Here is an 18,133-nt window from a genome sequence, read left to right as displayed (position 1 = left end):
TTCCACTTTTGGATAACCATACTAATTGCACGACACTTTATTTAATTTCTGTAATTAAGGTTTAGACTTTAGATTAGCAAAGAAAGAGGGGCTACAAAATGAAAGCAACAGGTATTGTAAGACGCATCGATGACTTGGGACGTGTTGTAATCCCAAAAGAAATCAGACGCACGTTAAGAATTCGAGAAGGCGATCCATTGGAGATATTCGTTGATCGTGAGGGAGAAGTGATATTAAAGAAATATTCACCTATTCAAGAGCTTGGAAATTTTGCTCAAGAGTATGCTGATGCACTTCATTCAACATTAAAAAAATCAGTATTAATCTGTGATCGTGATACTTATATTGCAGTAGCTGGAGAAAGCAAAAAGGATTATTACAATAAAAATGTGTCTGAGCAGGTTGAGCGTGTAATGAATGACCGAAAACCATTGATTAAAGAATCTTTTGTAGCGCTTGAACTTCGTAAAGACCATCCGGTTATGAATGCCTCCTATGTTATGCAGCCAATCATAGCTAATGGAGACCCAGTTGGATCAGTCATTGTCTTTTCTAACGATGAAAAAGTAACGAATCAAGAGATCACCACAGCTGAAATTGCAGCTAATTTCTTAGGAAATCAAATGCAGTAAAAATGAGAAGGGACTAGCTTTTATGCTAGTCTCTTTATTTTTGGTTCTAACGTGTATGTTAAGCAAAAAAGTGCACTGATAAATAAACGAGCTTTCTAGACTGTTTGTCTAAGGTTTTCTATTTGTAAAAGGTATACCTGCATTAGTACAACAACGGATTGATGACTGTGCTATAATTAAGCTGAATAGTATTTATAAATATAACAGAAGGTATAACAAAATGGACAAACAGACTGAACAGCGCCTGTTTTTTAAAGGGGCGTTTTTATTAACTTATGCAGGGTTACTTAGTAAGGTGTTAAGTGCAGCTTACCGTATTCCTCTACAAAATATTACTGGAGATGTTGGTTTCTATGTCTATCAACAGGTTTATCCCTTTATTGGCATGGCAACGATGCTCGCCTTATACGGCTTTCCATCAGCCATTTCAAAGCTTTTAGCAGGACAAATGGAACTACCGTCGAAAAAAATAATTCAAAGCATTTTCTTTTTGCTCTTTGGGTTTTGTATCATTATTTTTAGCTTAATTTATTCACTGGCTCCATTGATTGCATCATTGATGGGCGATCTTGCACTTACGAATAGTATTAAAGTTTGTGCATTTATTTTCCTGCTAATCCCGATCGTATCAGGTTTAAGAGGACTACATCAAGGTCAGAATAATATGGTACCGACTGCGCTATCTCAAGTGGTCGAGCAACTCGTCCGGGTAAGCCTCATTATTGGAATATCATGGTTTATTGTTCGGTTTAATCGGTCCCTATATGAGGTAGGTATAGGGGCGGTTCTGGCATCTATCACCGGTGCAGTAACAGCATGTTTGGTCTTAATCATTTATCAGCGCAAACAATCTGGACGAATTTGGCAGGATGATAGTCAAGTTAGTGACAACTGGTCAACATTATTTACTCGAATTATTTGTTATGGTGTAGTAATGGCGATTAACCATATGCTGTTACTATTGCTACAATTCATTGATGCCTTCACCTTAGTCCCACAATTAGTAGAGCAGGGGGTTCCATTAGTACAAGCACAAACGCTTAAAGGTATATTAGATCGAGGGCAACCTTTAGCACAGCTTGGTATTGTAACGGCGTCTTCATTAGCACTAGCATTAATTCCTTCGGTAACGAAAGCAAGACTATCAAAGGACCGCGAACGATTTATTGGCTATGTCTCAAGCACTTGGCGTTTCACCCTCTATTTAGCAACAGGGGCAACCGCTGGATTAATCATACTTTTTCCAGAAGTTAATACGGTGCTTTTTAAGGAGGACATAGGGACTTTTAGTTTGCGTGTTTTTTCAATCACTATCTTGTTTGCCGCATTAAGCATTTCAACGGCTGCTATTCTGCAAGGGTTGGGGCACATTTACCGTACTGCTATCTTCGTGTTAATTGGTGTATGGATCAAATGGGTAGCTAACGTGTTGCTGATCGCACATTTTGGTATTACAGGTGCAGCACTGGCAACCGTAATCGGTTCTGCCGTTATTCTAATGTTAAATTTAATTCAATTAAAAAAGATCTTGTCATTGTCGAAATTGATGACAGTGCCTTGGCAAGGCTTTGGTGGAGCATTAAGCTTGATGATTGGGGTAACTATGATCCTTAACCGTCTTGCTCAGCCAATATTTAATAATATCAGCAGAATCGGCCAGTTCATTTATTTGTTAGTCATTATTATACTGGCTGTCTTTGTTTATCTTAAGACACTGATAAAGCTTAATGCTTTTAGCGAGGATGAAGTTGACGCCATCCCATTTAACCGATTTTTTCGAAAGGATGTTAATTAAAGATGAATAAAATTGAAATCCTAGGTTTGGGAGCCGGGGAGCTTGACCAACTATCAATTGGATTATACCGGAAGCTTACACGTACTGAGCAGCCCATTTATGTTCGAACAGCGAAACATCCAGTACTGGACGTACTAAAAGAGGAAGGGCTTGAATTTACAGCTTTTGATTCGATTTATCAAGCCTATGATTCCTTTGAGTCCGTTTATCAAGAAATCGTTACTCGGTTGATATCAGCTGCCGATCAATACGGCACAATTATTTATGCAGTACCTGGTCATCCAATGCTAGCTGAGCGTACCGTTCAACTATTGTTAAATCAAGATCAAATCGATATAGAAGTGATCGGTGGGCAGAGCTATTTAGACGATTTATTTACAGCAATAAAAATTGATCCTATCGAAGGGTTTCAGTTTTTAGACGCGACTAGCTTTGAACGATCACAGCTAGACTATCAGCATCACTTGGTTTTTTGCCAAGTGTATGATCAAATGGTTGCTTCAGAGGTTAAGCTAACGTTATTAGAAGATTTAACACCTGATCACCCTGTTACGATTATTGAGGCAGCCGGAAGCTCTGGTCAACGTGTTGTTACATTGCCGCTGGTTGAATTAGATCAAGGTGTAACATTAAGTAATCTAACAAGCGTCTATATACATCCAAGTCAAAAAGAAGAGTTACAGCATCAGTTTTTCCAGTTACGTGATATTATAGCAACATTACGTGGACCAAACGGGTGTCCATGGGACCAAAAACAGACACATGCCAGCCTAAGACCTTACTTGATCGAGGAGGCCTATGAATTAATTGATGCAATTAATCAAGAAGATGATGATCAAATAATTGAAGAGCTAGGCGATGTCTTATTACAAGTGATGCTTCATAGTCAGATTGGAGAGGATCATGGCTATTTTTCAATCGATGATGTCATTCGATCAATTGTAGAAAAAATGATTCGGCGTCATCCACATGTTTTTGGAGAGGCCGAGGTTAACCATGTTGATGATGTGTTAAGTAACTGGCAAACGATCAAAAAGAATGAAAAGCAAGGTCGTGCAGAAAAGTCTTTGTTGGACCGCGTTCCTCAAGCAGCATCTAGTTTAGTAAAGGCTGAAGGTTTACAAAAAGAAGCAGCTAAGGTTGGCTTTGATTGGGATCAAGCTGAAGATATTTGGGCTAAATGCGAAGAAGAGGTTAAAGAGGTCAAGGCGGCTATTCATGCAAAAGATAAAGCAGCAATCGAGGAAGAATTTGGTGATTTATTATTTGCTATTGTTAACCTAGCACGCTATTATAAAATTAATAGTGATATTGCGTTAACACGCACAAATCAGAAATTTAATCGCCGCTTTCGTTTTATTGAAGCTAAAGTGAAAGAACAAGGAGATAGAATGGATCAACTTTCATTAGAAGAGTTGGATCAGATTTGGGAAGAAGCAAAAAGATTCGAATGAGAAAAGAGGTTAATATAAATGCGATTAGATAAGTTTTTAAAAGTTTCTCGATTAATAAAAAGAAGGACACTGGCCAAGGAAGTGGCTGACCAAGGTCGGATAACCATTAATGGAAATCAAGCTAAGGCTGCAACTAATGTTGCGGTTGATGATCAATTGACTATTCAATTTGGCCAAAAATTATTAACAATCAAAGTAGAGTCTTTAAAAGAAACCGTTCGTAAAGATGAAGCGAATACACTTTATACGATTATTAAAGAAGAACAGATTAAAAATTCAGATTCAATGATTTAATAGGTTCTAAAATGTTCCCTCCTCACATATCCTACTAATGATTAAAGGAGGGGCTAGAATGAAACAAGAATTAAACCACTATTCAAATACTTCGACGCAAGTAGAGCATGAAATTAAAGTTCGTAATAGAAGAATGATTGATATTACAGGTGTTAAAGAGGTTGACAGCTTCGATAATGAAGAATTTTTACTAGAGACAGTCCAAGGATATCTCATGATTAGAGGAGAGAATCTGCAGATTAAAACGTTAGACGTTGCACAAGGCAGGGTTGAGATTAAAGGTAAGCTTGTCGATTTTTCTTATTTAGATGACCACAATCATAATCAAACGAAAAGCTTTTTTGGAAAACTATTTAAATGAGCATTGATACACAGCTGTTATCTTTCCTTATCATGAGCGTTGTGGGCATTTACCTTGGCTGTATGTTTGATACCAATGAACGTATCGTTAAAGCTATTAAAGAGAAAAAGCTGTTATGTTTACCTTTTCAATTCATGTTTTGGCTAGCTCAAGGCTTTATTGCCTTTTATATTCTAGTAAAAATAAATGGTGGACAAGTTCATTTGTACTTTATCCTATCATTAGTGGCTGGTTTTTTACTCTATAATTTGTTATTTCGAAGGCTTTATCAGCAACTTCTAGAGGGTATGATAACACTAGTAAAGTATATCGTTAGGCTAATTAGCCAATTAGTCTATTTTATTCTAATTAAACCGATTATGTTGCTTTATAAGCTAATCATGTTTATTTTGGGTTTGATCCTAGCAGCTGTAAATGGGCTAATTCGACTGATACTAAGACTAATTACCTGGTTTTTTAAGTGTATTTGGGCTTTGTTACCTAAAAACACGAAAAAATACTTAGTTTCAATAGCAGGACTTTATAGTAAAATAGAGAATATTATAGTAAAACGTTTTAAGAGATAAGTTAAGGAGGTTATCCAACAATGGAAAGTCAGCAGCGGAAAGTAACACGACTTCAATCATCATATATGAATAAATATGATGCGCATATGGAAAGACAACAAAAAAGAAAAAGACTTTTACGTAGACGTCTGATATGTTTTGCTGTTATTGCTGTGATAACCTTCTTTAGTTTGTTTACTTTTCATATGAAGCAACGTGCGTTACATGCAGAGAAACAAGCAGAGTATGAGGAGAAACAGACAGAAATAGCTGCCTTAAGAGCTGAAGAAGCTTCCTTATTAGAAGAAATTAGCCTATTAGAAGACGAAGCATACGTTCTGCAAATTGCCAAGACGAATTACTTTTTCACTGAAGAAGGTGAAATTGTCTTTAAACTGTTGGATGAGGCTCCTGCTTATTGACATTGCTTTTATCGCTTAGCTATAATATAGGGGAGTAGTATATCTTTTTTTAAATTCTAAGGAGGAGCATTTTTTTTATGTCAATTGATGTAGGCAGCAAGTTGCAGGGAAAGGTAACCGGTATTACAAATTTTGGAGCTTTTATCGAGCTACCGGAAGGAAAGACCGGACTGGTTCATATTAGTGAAGTTGCCGATAACTATGTTAAAGATATTAACGAACATCTTACTGTTGGAGATGAAGTGACGGTTAAAGTCATTAATGTTGAGCAAGACGGGAAAATAGGCTTATCGATTAAAAAAGCTAAGGAGACGCCTAACCAAAGTCGTCGTAAGCCCAATACTAGCCAACCAAAGGGCAGTCGCGAACGAACTGAGAACTTTGAAGCAAAGATGAATCGTTTTCTAAAAGATTCTGAAGATCGCTTAGCTTCTTTACGCAAACACACCGAATCCAAACGTGGAGGTAGAGGTGCTAGAAAAGGCTGATTTGCTGCCAGATTATATGCTAAAATTGCAACTAAGCCAATGCTTTTGAACTTTTAATGATATTATTTTATATAATCGTATGGAAAGCTACTGAATGAGTTATACTTAAACCAGTAGCTTTTTTGGGCTTTTTAGCTTTTATCATATTGTGGTGTCTTTCTATTAACCAAACATGCTAAGGGGATATTATACCACTATATATTGATAGAGTGATCCTTTGCACAGAATAAGGATAAGTCAGTCCAAACCACTGTATGGTAGTTTTAAAAGTCATACTTGGGAATTACTTAGGATGAAAAGGCCATCAATATGACTATAATGTGAACAGGTTCACGAAATATTACACATTTATATACACTAAGTTTAGAAAATATGGTAAGATAACATTGTACGTGAATGTACAAACTTATGAAATATAGGGGGAAGACAACAGTGAAATTTAAATTGTTTTTAGCGATGATTTTAACCATTGGTCTGCTAGCTGCTTGTGGAGGAGCTAATGATACCGACAAAAGTGATGACAATGACGCTGATACAGTGACAGCTGCTTCATTCGCTGATGATGGCGAAGCATTAAAATTAGCAGCAAGTGAAAATGGAACTTGGATTATTATTCCTCAAAGTGATATGACGCTTGAAGAAGATTTAGTTGTGTCTGGAACATTCCATGATGGTGGAGAAGAGAGCGGAGATATCTATCGAAAAATTGCAGCCTACACACAAGATGATGATCGCAATATTGTTGATCAATGGAAAATAACCGTACCTCAGCTTGTTGTACAGAGCGAAAACTTGAACTTCCAAGGCGGAACCCTTGATGGTGATGTCTATGTTGAAGCTGATGGTTTCTTATTACATGAGACAGCAACTGTAACTGGAACTATTACTTTTGCCAATGCTGATTATCAAGCATCTGCGCAAATTGATGGTACAGTAGAAGGCGATGTAGTTGTAGAATAGTTGGACAATAAAAAAGCTACCTCATTTAAAAGTTATCCTTCATGTTAAAGAAGTCTAACATGGGAGACTGATTAAGGAGGTAGCCTTTTTTATTTTTAAGCTTAACTAACTCTCGTCACGAATTTCGCTTCAAGATATTAGCTATAATTTGATAGAGCTGCTCTTTATAATGACCATTTGGTAATTTATTTAATTCATTTATGGCTTTATGCGTATAGCGTTCTGCTATTTTTAATGCTTTGTTAATCCCGTCTTGTTTTTCAATAATCTGATAAAGCTGCTTAAGATCCTCAGAAGAAAAAGGGCGTTTCTTTTCTAATATTGGTAGGGCAGCTTTAGCATCACCTAACACCGCATAAATTAAAGGAAGTGTATAAATACCTTGTTGCACATCTGACATTACAGGCTTCCCTACAACTTGATAATCACCCTGATAATCCAAAATATCGTCGATAATTTGAAAAGCCATTCCAATATAGTGACCCATGTTCCAAGCATTACGTGCTTGACGCTTTGTTGCTTTACTTTCCACGGCACCTACATAGCAGCTTAAAGCAAAGAGTTGAGCTGTTTTACCGGAGATTCGTGACAGGTAGTTCTTCACACTATTCGGTGTTTGAAACCGTGAATGAAGCTGATCAAGTTCACCTGTTAGCAGTTTCTCCATACTTCTAGCGTTATACTCCAAATGTGCTAATGAATTTGAATGCTTTGAAAGTATCGTAAAGCAAACAGATAAAAGGTAATCACCAGCATAAATGGCAAACTTGTTGCCCTGTAGCGTTTGTAACGTTGCTTGTCCCCGCCGCGTCATGGCATCATCGATGACATCATCGTGAATAAGGGTAGCCATATGTAATGTTTCAAGTGCAGCTGCGATCGCAAGAGCCTTATCCTTATCTTGCGCAGGTCCTATTTCATGACATAGCAGTGAAAAGGCAGGTCTTAGAAGCTTTCCGCCTGAGTTAACAGCCTTTTTTAAAGTAGCCCGAATATCTTTGTCCTTGATTCTTATATGATTATCAATTAATAGTTTAACCCTTGGTAGATCTTCTTGTAAACTTGGGTAATCCCGCCACATTGGATGTATTTCCATAAGTGAAAACCTCTTTCGTTCTATATCTTTTCAACTGCTTGTAAATCCATGTAATAATACAGCTTTTCAACATGCGTAAGTAAGTAGTTGGCTGTAATTCCGATTGCGATACCTGTTAAAATACCAATGAGTGAAAGAATTGGGAGGTAAAGCATGACACTCCATGTCTGAGCAACCCAACTAGCAATTAAAAGCTGCCCGATATTATGTAAGACAGCACCAGTCGCACTGACACCAATTAAGCTAACTTTGCCAAAGCTAAGTTTTTTGATGGTAAGCATCCCGATAAAACTTAATAAGGATCCAGCGGCACTATATAAAAATGTTGAAATTGTACCACCTAATAAAGTAGCTAGGATAAGTCGAATCATAATTACTTTACTTGCATCTCTTACCCTAAGCGTATAGATTGCCATACAAGTAATAATGTTGGCGAGCCCAAGCTTTGCCCCGGGCGCAAAAAAGAATGGAGATGGGATTGCACGCTCAATTAAGCTAATAATAACAGCTTGGGCAGCAAGTAGTGCTATATAAACGAGTCGTTGATTTTTGGTCATCATAAGCCACCTCTGTTAACGTTAGGAGCTTCCTCTTGATCTCACGTATGCTAATGGCAGTGTGTATGCTATTGATAACTGCCGTGAACGAGATGAGCAATCGTGTTCCGAGTTTAGAGCGCCATTGGCTACACCACACTCAGAATCGATTGGAACACATTACTCCGAATCGTTCGGTTAAATTCTTTATTCTGTTAAACACTCACTTTTCAGATTACGCGACCAAATACACTGGTACCCTGAACTCAGCTAAAATTATTTGATAACGGATCTGATGTCTAGCATGTTACCGTCATTTAATCCATTCGTTAAATTTTCGAGTCAAAGACAGCAAAAGGTAAAAAAGAAACGATAATAAGTAATGCTATTAAAATCCAACTGTAAGCTTTTTTATATACGCCTTCATTTCTTATCTCCCTTTCAATGTCTTTATAATCTAGTCAAGGAGCCGATAAGTTAGGACTTGAATGTGAATCAAATGCGCTTTGGCGTATTTGGACGCAGATTTTATCGAGCCTGGCTGTGGCATCCGCCGGAGACTTAACTTTATTCTGTTCAGCCGGGTTTGAACCTCCATTGAACGGAATACAATTAAGCACCTCACCACTTAAAGAAGTGGGACACTACTGCAGAATGAAGTTAAAAGACTTGATTGATTACTAACAGTTAATTAATATGGGTAGATCATAACATAACCGCAAAATGAAGTCCTTATTCACAGCAGACAGCTAGTCACATCATTTGAAGGTATTGTCAGAAAAAAGAACGCAATGATCATGAAATCTGCGTTCACTCTAATAAAATGTATCCTCTTAATTCTTTATTATACTACGATGCACATAGGTATAAAAGAGGATAGCGACCTACCTTTTCAAAGAATAAATCGCTAACCCTCAAAATTTTATTTATCCTGATATATAGCCCGTTCTTTCCCGTACCACCAATTACCAAGCTTTTTCTGAATAAATGGTACTACCCAGTAATCAAGACCAAAGGTGCGACCAGAACCATTCATTAATGCAATTGAAGCAGGAAGTGCCCAGACTTTATCCCAGCCTAGCATGGCTGTTAAAGTAAACATTAATAGGAAGCCAACACTTGCTGCATTAGCAATCCAAGTGAAAAGACCAGCTATAATAGCAAGACCAATCGCAATTTCGATAAAAACCATCATTTTTTGCATAAAAAGTGCAATTTCAGGTGTTGGCATCATAATTTGCATAATCCATGAGAACCAGCCTGGCATTTCACTTAAGATTGGTGTTGCATATTCTGTGGCTCCCTCAGTAGCAGCAGATGTTGCATCTTGAAGCCAAGGGAAATCCATTTGAACGGTAGACGATAGTAACCAGGAGTCTTGGCCAATCCCTTTAAATAACTCACCAATATTAGATAGACTAGAGGTAGCTCTCTCCCAAATCTCATAACCCCATAGCTTAGATCCACCTTCAACTAACCAGAAACCACCGACAAAAATACGAAGTGGCAAACTCCATAGTACGTTCCCATAACGTGTTAAGAAATCACGGAAAATATTACGCTTATCTTTAGTATGGAAAAATTCGTGTTCAATATATTTAAACATATAATAGCCGCTACCAATACCAAAGAAATAATAAAGGTTAACCATGTGCTTAACAAAGTTAGCAAACCAGCCACTTAAGTGAAGCCCCATAAGATCAGCTACACCATAGCGTGCACCAATTGAGACCATTACACCGTGATACTTCCCTTTATAGGCAACTTTCTCCTCACCTTTAATATCAGCAATAATGTTCTTAGCAGCAGTTGTTCCTGTCTGCTCAGCTGCTTCAACAATTTGTGGTGTTGGTTTTCCAGGCTCTTCTTCAAAATAAGCGAGGTCTCCGACCACATAAACATTATCATATTGTTCAGATTCCATATATTGATTTACTTTTAGGCGACCGGCACGTGCTTGCTCCATTCCATATTCTTCAGTATCGGAATTAGCTTTAACCCCGCCAGTCCAAGCTAAAGTATAAGTTGGGATCGTTTCACCGCTCTTGAGTACAATTTCGTCAGGACGTACTTCTACGATTGGTGATTCTTTTAATACTTTAACCCCTTTTTTCAAGAGGTAGGCCTCTGCTTTATCTGCATCACGACGTTCTAACATGTTTAAAATGGTAGGCGCAGCTTCTACAACATAAAGCGTAATGTCCTCTGGGTCAATTTTGTTATTCTTTGCCAAACGTGCTTTCCATTCTATCATTTCACCTACAAGCTCAATCCCGGTGAAGCCAGAACCACAAATTACAAATGTAAGCATGGCACGACGTGTTGCTTGATCATGGACAGTTGCCGCTTTAGCTACAGTATTTTCAATGTGTTCTCGTAGTTTGACAGCATCTTCCCAAGACCATAGTGTAAAGGCGTGCTCTTTTACCCCTGGTGTACCAAAGTCATTTGGCTCACCACCCATACCTAAAATTAGGTAATCATAATCAAATTCACCATGTTCGGTTACGACTTTTTTGGTATCGTGATCGACATGTGTCACATTGTCTGTGATAAGTTTCACTTTTGTACGATTAAATAAACGACGTAAATCAAATTGGATGGCATCAGGTTCAACACGATGTGCAGCAACTTCGTGCAATTCAGTCATCATCGTGTGATAAGAATGTCTATCAATTAATGTAATCGAAACTGTGTCATCTTTTTTGAACTTTTTTGCTAGTTTTTTTGCAGCATGAACTCCAGCGTAACCAGCGCCAATGATGACGATATTTTTGTTTGCCATTTATGTTCACTCCCTTTTGATAGTCTAGAATACTTGAAATTTGAGATTTGTTGTGAATACTTGAACAACCGACTTCTATTGTAACCCTGTTTTTCATTCGTGTCTAGGGCTTTTTATAGATTATATATAAAAAAATCTCTAAAGTTTGAGCAAATTTTGAGCAAATTATCATACAAAAAAGTTCAATAAGTATTCACAACTAATAAGAAAACAGATAGAATAAGGTCTATAAACAATTTTCCGTCAAGTTTATCCCGTTTTAACAGATAGACAGGGTAATCATGCGATGATATACTCTTTTCAGAGTCATCCAATGTGAAGGTCTTCACATTTTGCGGAGCTAGATGTTTGTATTCTAGCAGATCATTAATTTGAACGACGATAAAGTGAAACTTCGTTCAGTGGGGGCTATTCCATCCCCCACTGAACGTTAGTTGAACCAATCGGGCCATTATTGGCTTTGGATCTCCCACTAGATTGACGTGTTCCCTTATTGTTAAAGTAGGAGTCTTATAGCCAGTTACACTGCGATAAAATTTGAATCTAACATGATTTTTTAAAAGAAAGGTTGTTAACGATGCGATTAAAAAATAAATGGTTTATAGCCGTAGTGGCACTGTTAGTTTTATCTGGGTGTTCATCTAACCAATCTGGACTGCTTGAATCGCCGTATCGTCAAACAGAGTTCTTGTTAGGAACTGTTGTTAATTTAAGTGTATACGATGAAGATAAAGAATATGTTATTGAATCTGCCATGTCTTTAATTGAAGAATTAGAACAAATAATAAGTGATGAGATAGCAAGTTCGGAAATATCAGAAATTAATCGTCAGGCAGGTATTGCTCCTGTACCAGTTTCAGAGGAGTTATATTATTTAATCGATAAAAGCCTAAACTATGGCAAGTTATCAGATGGTGGGTTTGATATTAGTGTGGGACCATTAACACATTTATGGCGAATTGGTCATGATGATGCGCGGAAACCTGATCAGGAGGAAATTGATCAAGCTATCGCCGTGATTGATTATGAGAAGGTGATCTTAAATCCTGAGGAACAGAGCGTGTATCTTGAGGAGCCGGATATGCAGCTGGATCTAGGGGCAATAGCTAAGGGATATATTACTGATCAAGTCAATGCACTATTTGAAGAAGAAGGTGTCACCTCCGCGATTATCGATCTAGGGGGCAATATTTATGTTAAGGGGAATCGTCCGTCTGGAGAAGAGTGGACAGTGGGGGTTCAAAATCCTTTCTTAGCACGGGGCGAATTAGTCGGTCGTATTCAAGCCACAAATAAATCTGTCGTCACTTCAGGGATTTATGAGCGCTATGTCGAGGTTGATGGTATTAAATATCATCACTTGCTTGATCCGGATACAGGCTATCCATTTGATAATGAGATTGCAGGTGTTACAATTATTAGTGATTACTCGATAGACGGAGATGCCTTATCGACAGTCGTTTTTGCGAAAGGATTAGAGGCTGGAAAAACATTTATTGAATCACTCGATGATGTAGAAGCAGTTTTTGTCACTAGAGATCAAGAGATTATCCTAAGTTCTGGCTTAGTTGATACGTTTGAGCTGGTTAATGATAACTTTAAACTCGTTGATGTTGAAGGATAAGGTGAGCGTATGAATATCATATCTTTTTTAAAATTAGTTGAGATTCAAACAAAAATAGCCAGCCTATTTCCCTTTTTAATAGGTTTATTATTCGTTATCTATCGCTATCAATCTTTTAGTTTAGTTAATACCCTTATTTTCTTCTTTGCTATGCTTATTTTCGATTTAACAACAACTGCGATTAATAATTATATGGATTATCGCAAGGCTAGCTCAGATCTTTATCGTCAAGAACGCAATATAATTGGTCAAGCTCAAATTCCTGAACGTACGGTGATCATCACTATCTTAACCATGCTGATCACATCAACAGGGCTTGGAATCTGGCTAGTTGCGCGCACCGATTTATTTGTCCTATTAATCGGTATGCTATGCTTTGGTATTGGTATCTTTTATACCTTTGGTCCGATTCCGTTATCTAGAATGCCACTCGGAGAGGTCTTTTCTGGTGTTACAATGGGCTTCGGTATTGTGTTCTTGGCTGTTTATGTTAATGCATATGATCAGGGAATTGTTCAACTGACATGGGATGGACATATGATTCTATTTCAGGCTAATCTATTGTTATTATTAGAGATTGCACTCGTTTCCGTTCCATCAATTTTTACAATTGCTAACCTGATGCTAGCTAACAATATATGTGACTTAGAAGAGGATATTGTCAACCATCGCTTTACACTACCCTATTATATAGGAAAGAAAAATGCCGTTATCCTATTTAATGCACTTTATTTTCTATCATTTGTCGCATTGATTCTAGCAGTTGCTTTACGCCTACTTCCGATAATGCTGTTAATCGCTTTACTGATTGTCTACCCTGTTTATCGGCAGGTAAAGTTGTTCAATAAGAAACAGGTTAAAGCAGAGACATTTTCGGTTGCTATAAAAAACTTAGTATTAGTGAATGGTTCTGTGGTAATTATGCTGATAATTTCTTTATTACTTATTTAATGGATAGGGGGCAGATAGCATGGACAATCCTCCAATGTTATGTGTCGATCAGGTCACGTATCGTTATCATGTAACGAAAAGTCACTATGCGTTATCAGATATATCGTTTACAGTGAACGCTGGTGAATGGTTAGCGGTTATTGGTAACAATGGTTCAGGTAAATCAACTTTGGCTCGATTAATCGTTGGCTTGGCCGAGCCGGAAAGTGGTTCGATTTTAATTAATGGCAAGAGGTTAACCGAACGTACTAAGTGGCAATTAAGACAACGAATAGGCATTGTATTGCAAAATCCTGATAATCAATTCATAGGTACGACTGTTCAAGATGATGTGGCATTTGCTTTAGAAAACCTAAACATAGACGATCATGAGATGCAAGAAAGGGTCTTTCGAGCATTAAGGCTTGTTCATATGTATGAGCTTCGAGAAAAAGACCCCTCTCAATTATCGGGGGGACAAAAGCAACGGGTTGCGATTGCCGGTGTCTTAGCATTAGAGCCTGATTTAATGATCTTTGATGAAGCTTTTGTTATGCTTGATCCGAAGAGTAGACGCGAGTTGTTAGCTTTATTAAGAGAACTTCAAGCAAAGCTGGGCTTAACGATTATCTCTATAACCCATGATCGTTCAGAGGCTGCGCAAGCAGATCAGGTTATTGTTCTGAAGGATGGTGTACTTATTGACCATGGCCCTCCTGCTGTGATTTTTGAGGCTCATCCGGACTTTACCCCGCCTTTTGCTGAACAGTTGAAGCGAAAACTAATTGAGCTAGGTGGGTCGATGCCTGATGCGTATATGTCCGAAAAAGAATTGGTGGACTGGTTATGCAGGTGAATTTTAGATCAGTTAAAGCCGACTATCAGTTGGGGCCAATCCGCGCAAGAAATATTATTGATGATGTCACGTTTAGCTTAGAGTCCGGATCGTTTACAGCGGTGATTGGAAGAACGGGAGCAGGGAAGTCTAGTCTATTAAAGCTAATGAACGGCCTGCTTTTACCAGCTAAAGGAGAAGTAAGCATAGGGGAATTGGAGCTTAGCCAACAAGCCAATAAGAAAGTTATCAATCAAATCCGTAAGCGAGTGGGCATGGTTTTCCAATTTCCCGAACACCAGCTCTTCGCCGAAACAGTTGGCAAAGACATTGCTTTTGGACCGAGAAACTTTGGTTTAAATGAACAAGAAACGAAAAAAGCCGTTCAAGAAAGCATTCGGTTAGTTGGCTTAGATCCAGACATACTTGAACGCTCACCCTTTTCTTTATCTGGTGGTCAGCAACGTCGCGTTGCGATCGCGGGCATCTTAGCAACAAATCCTGATGTGCTTATTCTTGATGAGCCTGGAGCAGGATTAGACCCTGAGGGTAAACAAAAAATATTAACGATGATTAAAACGTTACATGTACAAAAGAGGTTAACGACCGTTTTGGTTACACATGACATGAATGATGTGGCGACATATGCAGATGACGTGCTCTTGATCGATCAGGGAAAGCTAGTATGTCATCAACCCGTTCGCACCTTTTTTCAAGATAATCATCTAACCTCAGCTTGGCATATTGATTTACCAGAACCTTTGAGATTACAACGTAAAATTGAACGGGCTAAAAATATGACCTTCAAGCAAACCTGCCTAACCTTAGATGAATTATCACAAATGCTTATAAGGGAGGGCTTGGTATGAATAAGCTAATATTAGGACGTTATTTCCCAGGCAATTCTGTCTTACACCAATTAGATCCTCGTGCTAAGCTAATGGCAGCCCTCTATTTTATTGGTTTATTATTTTATGTGGAGAATGGTCAAGGCTACCTTTATTTATTTATTTTCACACTTATGATGATGCGGCTTTCAAGAGTAGCATTAATGACCTATATTAGAGGCGTTAAGCCGTTAATTTGGTTAATCTTATTTGCTACCTGCCTGCGCGTTCTTTTTACAGGTGGCGGAACGGTATATTTTAATATGGGCCCATTTATTATTTCCAGCTTTGGGCTGCTAACAGGGATTTACACCTTTAGTCGCTTTGTTATGATCATCTTTGTTTCTACAATTGTTACCTTAACGACTAAGCCAATTGATTTGACTGATGCGATAAGCTTCCTATTACATCCACTTAAGTATGTCAAGATTCCAGTAGAGGATTTTGTCCTAATGCTGACGATTGCTTTAAGATTTATTCCCAATCTGCTAGATGAAACACAGAAAGTGATGGATGCGCAACGGGCACGAGGAACGGTGTTTGGAGAAGGGAATTTGCTTCAACAGATGAAAAAGCTTGTTCCGATCATATTACCTTTGTTTGCAAGTTCATTAAATCGGGCAGAGGCAATGGCTGATGTGATGGAGGTTAAGGGCTATCAATCAGGAAAAAAACGTTCCAGCTTTCGCCAATTATCTTGGTCTCGCCGAGATAGCCTATGTCTAATGGGGATGGTAGTGTTAACCTTAGGCTTACATGTTTTAAATGAAGTGAACGTATTGTTATTAATAGCTTCTATTTATTAAAAGCTGGAGTGTCTGGGTAGTGTGTATTTTTTCGCTTCTTTAAAAAAAACAACTTTAGAACAATAAAAAAGAGCCACATTTTATTTGTTTTGGCTCTTTTTTATCGCAGTGTAACTGTCTGGGGCTGCGATTACTCACCCCATCGAAGGGCTTTTGTAAGACTCCCACTTCAAGAAATAACGGAACACGTCATGTCTAAGTTGGAGAGCCAACAGCCAGTAACGGCCCGATGGGTTTAACTCACGTTCAGTGGAGGAGAGAGGTAGCTGACTAAGTTCGCGATGTCGCGTCGTAATGTCTGCACGAGCACATCCTATCCGTCGAGACCCCCGCTGAACGAAGTTTCACTTTATTGTTTACCTTTTTCTTTTAACTCTAACAAAATTAAATAAAGTAAAGTAATATTGGTACAAATGATAGTACTCACGATTAATGTCATCATAATGTCTCCACCTAAACTGAGAGGTAAAACTATAGGTAGTAACCAATACAACCCAAGCGTTATAACTATACAAATGATGATTAAAGGTAAAATAATTTTAACCCTCTCCCCTACCAAGATAATGTTTCAGATGTTGTTCTTAAGTTTTTCCCTCCACCAGAATAGGATACAGAAAAGATACCAATACTTACACTATATGATAGATTACCACTAGAAGTAGTATCATTTCCATAACTCAAAATAATTCGTTTATCTACCTTGCTTTTTTTACTTTTTGCTTTAAAATGAGCATGCCCTTCATAATGTTTGTGGTTAGTCTTTCCATGATTCTGCGGTATTTGAAACCTGTGTCCTGAATAACTAGAAGACGATGGTCTATCATAATAAAACTTATCGGTAATACCAGGTGTAGCATTTACCATATGAATATTCAATCCAACATTACCAGCTACCGTTGTCCAATTATTATTATCCAACACAAAAGAAAATGTATCATTTCTTAATCTATTTTTTGTTTTCCAAATAAAACTCGGATAGATAGAATACGTTCCATCACTGTTTTTAAACCCCGAAACTTTTAACTGCAATTGACTTTTTGGAATAGAAAATAAAGATATATCACCATCATTTTCTTCAGGTAGATACACATCTTCTTCTGTATACCCATCAAAAACTGCATCTTCATCAACAGTATTGAAAATCTCCAGCTTACCAAAATACGTTAAATTCTCAATTGTACCTGAAGGCATACCCAGATCAAGCAAAAAACTATCCATCTCTGATTCTGATGGTAATGAATCGTCCTCATTGGCAGATACAGTGCTAATACCCTCCAATATTATTTTTATCTTACGTTTTATATGATTCGATAAAGGAGGTACATTTCCCTTTTTCTTTTGAGAAAAAATCCCACATTTTTTTTAAAATGTTAACAATATATTGACCAACTGCTTCTTAACTTCTTGCTTCCGTCCGTATTCTCTTTTCTGTTGCTAGGCTAGCTAATCAGTTTAAAATCATAAATCCACTCTACGGATTATTAAAAAAGAGAGAGAAGCAGATGCTTCTCTCTCTTTAAATATAATTATGTACATGGTTTGGTCATAATGGTAGCGGCGGAGGGGATCGAACCCCCGACCTCACGGGTATGAACCGTACGCTCTCGCCAGCTGAGCTACACCGCCAAAATCAAAATATTAAAGTCACAAGTGATATAATACAATAGCCAGAGCGTGGTGTCA

General features: G+C 37.9%; 18 protein-coding genes and 1 tRNA gene. 14 read left to right on the top strand and 5 right to left on the bottom strand.

Going from position 1 to position 18,133, the window contains the following annotated elements; genetic code table 11:
* The first annotated feature begins 98 nt into the window (after nucleotides 1-98).
* The 9 genes from spoVT (at nucleotide 99) to ASE01S_RS09040 (ending at nucleotide 6,951) form a co-directional block, all read left to right on the top strand.
* Nucleotides 99-632, top strand: a complete 534-nt coding sequence (spoVT, locus tag ASE01S_RS09080; protein ID WP_067841268.1) for a stage V sporulation protein T — start codon at nucleotides 99-101, stop codon at nucleotides 630-632.
* Nucleotides 633-852: 220 nt separating this feature from the next.
* Entirely contained in the window at nucleotides 853-2,427 is a 1,575-nt protein-coding gene (locus tag ASE01S_RS09075) for a putative polysaccharide biosynthesis protein (RefSeq protein ID WP_067841266.1), read from the top strand.
* Nucleotides 2,428-2,429: 2 nt separating this feature from the next.
* Nucleotides 2,430-3,881 carry a bifunctional methyltransferase/pyrophosphohydrolase YabN gene (gene yabN / locus ASE01S_RS09070; RefSeq protein WP_067841264.1) on the top strand — a complete coding sequence of 484 codons (1,452 nt, stop codon included), beginning with the start codon at nucleotides 2,430-2,432 and terminating at the stop codon, nucleotides 3,879-3,881.
* An 18-nt stretch (nucleotides 3,882-3,899) separates the two neighbouring features.
* Nucleotides 3,900-4,175 (top strand): RNA-binding S4 domain-containing protein, encoded by a 276-nt coding sequence (locus ASE01S_RS09065; protein ID WP_067841262.1) that lies wholly within the window; start codon nucleotides 3,900-3,902, stop codon nucleotides 4,173-4,175.
* Between the two features lie 58 nt (nucleotides 4,176-4,233).
* Nucleotides 4,234-4,536 carry a sporulation protein YabP gene (gene yabP / locus ASE01S_RS09060; protein WP_067841259.1) on the top strand — a complete coding sequence of 101 codons (303 nt, stop codon included), beginning with the start codon at nucleotides 4,234-4,236 and terminating at the stop codon, nucleotides 4,534-4,536.
* Nucleotides 4,533-5,102 (top strand): spore cortex biosynthesis protein YabQ, encoded by a 570-nt coding sequence (yabQ, locus tag ASE01S_RS09055; protein WP_067841257.1) that lies wholly within the window; start codon nucleotides 4,533-4,535, stop codon nucleotides 5,100-5,102. Before yabP ends, yabQ begins: the two co-directional genes overlap by 4 nt.
* A gap of 20 nt (nucleotides 5,103-5,122) precedes the next feature.
* A complete protein-coding gene (locus tag ASE01S_RS09050; protein ID WP_067841255.1) occupies nucleotides 5,123-5,503 on the top strand; it encodes an FtsB family cell division protein in 381 nt (126 codons plus the stop codon).
* Between the two features lie 77 nt (nucleotides 5,504-5,580).
* The gene (locus ASE01S_RS09045) at nucleotides 5,581-5,991 is read left to right on the top strand and encodes a S1 domain-containing RNA-binding protein (RefSeq protein ID WP_067841253.1); all 411 of its coding nucleotides are present in this window, start codon (nucleotides 5,581-5,583) and stop codon (nucleotides 5,989-5,991) included.
* Nucleotides 5,992-6,423: 432 nt separating this feature from the next.
* Nucleotides 6,424-6,951: a hypothetical protein gene (locus tag ASE01S_RS09040; RefSeq protein WP_067841251.1), complete on the top strand. Its 528-nt coding sequence runs from the start codon at nucleotides 6,424-6,426 to the stop codon at nucleotides 6,949-6,951.
* Nucleotides 6,952-7,066: 115 nt separating this feature from the next.
* Here the strand turns inward: ASE01S_RS09040 and ASE01S_RS09035 are convergent, their stop codons facing one another.
* The 3 genes from ASE01S_RS09035 to ASE01S_RS09025 form a co-directional block, all read right to left on the bottom strand.
* Complete coding sequence (locus ASE01S_RS09035; RefSeq protein ID WP_067841249.1) at nucleotides 7,067-8,047, bottom strand: polyprenyl synthetase family protein; 981 nt, start codon at nucleotides 8,045-8,047, stop codon at nucleotides 7,067-7,069.
* 20 nt (nucleotides 8,048-8,067) lie between these two features.
* Nucleotides 8,068-8,604: a Gx transporter family protein gene (locus ASE01S_RS09030; protein WP_067841246.1), complete on the bottom strand. Its 537-nt coding sequence runs from the start codon at nucleotides 8,602-8,604 to the stop codon at nucleotides 8,068-8,070.
* A 901-nt stretch (nucleotides 8,605-9,505) separates the two neighbouring features.
* The gene (locus tag ASE01S_RS09025) at nucleotides 9,506-11,368 is read right to left on the bottom strand and encodes an FAD-dependent oxidoreductase (protein ID WP_067841244.1); all 1,863 of its coding nucleotides are present in this window, start codon (nucleotides 11,366-11,368) and stop codon (nucleotides 9,506-9,508) included.
* A 577-nt stretch (nucleotides 11,369-11,945) separates the two neighbouring features.
* On the opposite strand from ASE01S_RS09025, the gene ASE01S_RS09020 reads away from it, so the two are divergent.
* The 5 genes from ASE01S_RS09020 to ASE01S_RS09000 are packed head-to-tail and all read left to right on the top strand — an operon-like array spanning nucleotide 11,946 to nucleotide 16,450.
* On the top strand, nucleotides 11,946-12,992 hold the full coding sequence (locus tag ASE01S_RS09020; RefSeq protein ID WP_067841242.1) for an FAD:protein FMN transferase: 1,047 nt from the start codon (nucleotides 11,946-11,948) through the stop codon (nucleotides 12,990-12,992).
* A gap of 9 nt (nucleotides 12,993-13,001) precedes the next feature.
* Entirely contained in the window at nucleotides 13,002-13,943 is a 942-nt protein-coding gene (menA, locus tag ASE01S_RS09015; protein ID WP_067841240.1) for a 1,4-dihydroxy-2-naphthoate polyprenyltransferase, read from the top strand.
* A 19-nt stretch (nucleotides 13,944-13,962) separates the two neighbouring features.
* The gene (locus ASE01S_RS09010) at nucleotides 13,963-14,778 is read left to right on the top strand and encodes an energy-coupling factor transporter ATPase (protein WP_067841238.1); all 816 of its coding nucleotides are present in this window, start codon (nucleotides 13,963-13,965) and stop codon (nucleotides 14,776-14,778) included.
* Nucleotides 14,769-15,626, top strand: coding sequence for an energy-coupling factor transporter ATPase (locus ASE01S_RS09005; protein ID WP_067841236.1), 858 nt, complete (start codon nucleotides 14,769-14,771; stop codon nucleotides 15,624-15,626). The genes ASE01S_RS09010 and ASE01S_RS09005 overlap by 10 nt, the downstream gene beginning before the upstream one ends.
* Nucleotides 15,623-16,450 (top strand): energy-coupling factor transporter transmembrane component T family protein, encoded by an 828-nt coding sequence (locus ASE01S_RS09000; protein ID WP_067841234.1) that lies wholly within the window; start codon nucleotides 15,623-15,625, stop codon nucleotides 16,448-16,450. Before ASE01S_RS09005 ends, ASE01S_RS09000 begins: the two co-directional genes overlap by 4 nt.
* Before the next feature lie 552 nt (nucleotides 16,451-17,002).
* Here the strand turns inward: ASE01S_RS09000 and ASE01S_RS08995 are convergent.
* A complete protein-coding gene (locus ASE01S_RS08995) occupies nucleotides 17,003-17,668 on the bottom strand; it encodes a hypothetical protein (protein WP_169793103.1) in 666 nt (221 codons plus the stop codon).
* 331 nt (nucleotides 17,669-17,999) lie between these two features.
* Nucleotides 18,000-18,076: transfer RNA gene (locus ASE01S_RS08990), tRNA-Met, on the bottom strand.
* Between the last annotated feature and the right edge of the window lie 57 nt (nucleotides 18,077-18,133).

Source organism: Amphibacillus sediminis NBRC 103570 (assembly GCF_001552275.1).
Classification (GTDB): domain Bacteria; phylum Bacillota; class Bacilli; order Bacillales; family Amphibacillaceae; genus Amphibacillus_B; species Amphibacillus_B sediminis.
The sequence above is the reverse complement of the archived record's forward strand: the minus strand, read 5'-3'. Positions and strand labels throughout refer to the sequence as shown.